Below are 2,452 nucleotides of genomic sequence, written 5' to 3' on the forward strand. Positions count from 1 at the left end.
CCGTTTACATCTTGAAGTACTGTTCCTATTACTCCATCAATGCTATTGTTTTTCTTAAAATATCGTAAATATATTTCTGGAGAAGCTGAAACTAATAAAATATAACAACCTTGATCTTTATGTTGCTTTAAAAATTTCATAACTTCTACATTAATCTTATTTGATAAAACATTATCATAAAACTCCTCTAATTGTTTTTCACTTAAACATTTCAAAGGAAAATATAAGGATTCCTTAGCTATTTTTTTATCTATAATTCTTAACAAATAAAGTATTACTTTAATTAAAATTATAGGAACATATAATATTATCCATGGCTTTTTCTTCATTGCAAAAAATATACTTAAGAACATAGAATCTCCATTTATAATAGTATCATCTACATCAAAAATTGCAAAGGCACTTTTCATTGTTAAAAACCTCCTATATATTTAAAATTACTATACAAGCACATCCCCATAATGCTATACAATAGATAAGTTGTTTATCTTTTAATACTAATTCTGTAGGACTTCCACCTTCTCCTTTAGAATACATTAAATAATAATATCTTAAGATTCCAAAAACAACAAAAATAGTTGTCCATACAAAGTTGCTAAAATGTGAACCTAATACACAATAAATAGAGTAAAATACAATTGTACATGTTAAAACTATATTTATTAGCTGATCTAGCAATTTTTCACTATATTTAGACAAATTCTCTCTATGCTCATAAGCATCCTTGCCCAAAATTGCAATTTCACTTTTTCTTTTCCCAAAACCTAAAAATAATGATAAAAATAATGTACATAATATTATCCAATTAGAAGTTTCAACCTTTGTAGCTACTCCTCCTGCCACAACTCTTAAAATAAATCCTATAGATATTGATAATACATCAACTATAATTATATTTTTAAGCTTAAATGAATAGAATAAATTATTTAATAGATATAGGCCTATAATAATAGCTATATATATATTTAAATTAATAGCTATGTAAAATGATGTTAAAGCCATTATTGCTCCTATTGTCTTAGCTTTATTAACACTAACTTTACCACTAGCAATTGGTCTTTTGCATTTTTTAGGGTGTTTTTTATCTCTTTCTACATCTACAATATCATTAAGTATATATACTGTGGATGATATAAAACAAAAAGCTATAAATGTAATAACATTTCTTTTTATTATTTCTAAATCCCAAAAATTATTAGAAAATAATATTGCTCCAAAAACGAAAAAATTTTTAATCCATTGTTTAGGTCTCAATAATTTAATTATATATTTAAACTCCTCCATTTTCTCCTCCTGTATTATCCTTATTACTACTAAAAGCTGTCATAGCCAATATTATAAAAAGCCATGAAAATGGATAAGTGTATCTAGCCTGTGCTTCTGTTATTAGACATTGAATAGAAATTCCACAAAATATAATATAAAAAATATATATTTTATGATTTTTCATATTATTATTTCTATATAATCCTATATAAGATAATAATAAAACTGTTGCAAAAAACAACTGTGTATAAAAATCTCCTTCCTTACTTAATCTTATAGACATCTTACCTTCATCTTGTCCCATCATATCCAAATAATCTATTTTATTATAGGCCTCATCAAGTCCAATTTCAGCCCAATAAAATCCTCCAAAATCACCTGAATACCATTGTCTCACATATTTTAAAGTATAAAATTTAAATAAGTCTTGTGGACTATTTTCAGTTAGTCTTTCTTTTATAATATTTTTTGCAGCATTGTCTACCCTCTCATAATCTCCCTCATATTGATTAAATAAAGCTGCGTCCTCTTCATTCCATGCTCCACCTGCTTCAATGTTTGTCCCCTTTAAAATAGATATGCTTGGTGGTTCTGTTCCATGCCAAAGTGGATTTTCTGTTATATTTAATCCTATCAAAGTATAACTAATAAATACTAATGGAATTACAAATGCTGACACGACTAATAAATTCATAACTACTTTTATTTTTATGCTATCTTTTAAATATATAAAAATATACATTATATAAGCTATAATCATTACATATCCTATAGGTCTAAAAAGATGAGTAATACTTAATAATACACCTGATAAAAATATCAATAAAAGTTTTTTACTACTATTTTTATTGAAAACTTTTAAAAATGTCACTACACTTAAAAGTAATATTGGAATTGCAATATTTTCAGAACAATAAACATTGTTATAAGCAATCATAGGTGGATATAATGCACTTATAAGACATACCCATATACTCTTATTTTCATCATCAAAAACTTCTTTGGCTATAAAAAATAGTAATACCACATTAAACATTGATAAAATTATATTTAAAAATCTTATAGCTAATAGGGGATTAGAAAATGTTCCCCTAATTAAAGCGAAGTATAAAACAGTCATACTCATATGAGGAAATCTTGCCATGTAAGCTGTATCCTTGAACATATCCGTAGATCCAGCTAGAAA

Annotated in this window: 3 protein-coding genes; all 3 read right to left on the reverse strand. The window is 25.7% G+C overall.

All coding sequences use genetic code 11. The features are described from left to right. A partial coding sequence (locus tag BM119_RS19355) for an HAD family hydrolase (RefSeq protein WP_143087365.1) occupies positions 1-410 on the reverse strand: 410 nt, incomplete at its 3' end. Between the two features lie 13 nt (positions 411-423). Next, on the reverse strand, positions 424-1,284 hold the full coding sequence (locus BM119_RS19360) for a decaprenyl-phosphate phosphoribosyltransferase (protein WP_090043335.1): 861 nt from the start codon (positions 1,282-1,284) through the stop codon (positions 424-426). Continuing rightward, a partial coding sequence (locus tag BM119_RS19365) for a glycosyltransferase family 39 protein (protein WP_090043336.1) occupies positions 1,271-2,452 on the reverse strand: 1,182 nt, incomplete at its 5' end. The genes BM119_RS19365 and BM119_RS19360, both read right to left, overlap by 14 nt.

Origin of the sequence: Clostridium frigidicarnis (genome assembly GCF_900111985.1) — a bacterium.
GTDB lineage: Bacteria > Bacillota > Clostridia > Clostridiales > Clostridiaceae > Clostridium_Z > Clostridium_Z frigidicarnis.

Excerpts from the sequence above, each read along its gene's own strand:
- BM119_RS19360 (WP_090043335.1), bottom strand. The coding sequence starts at position 1,284 with ATGGAGGAGTTTAAATATATAATTAAATTATTGAGACCTAAACAATGG.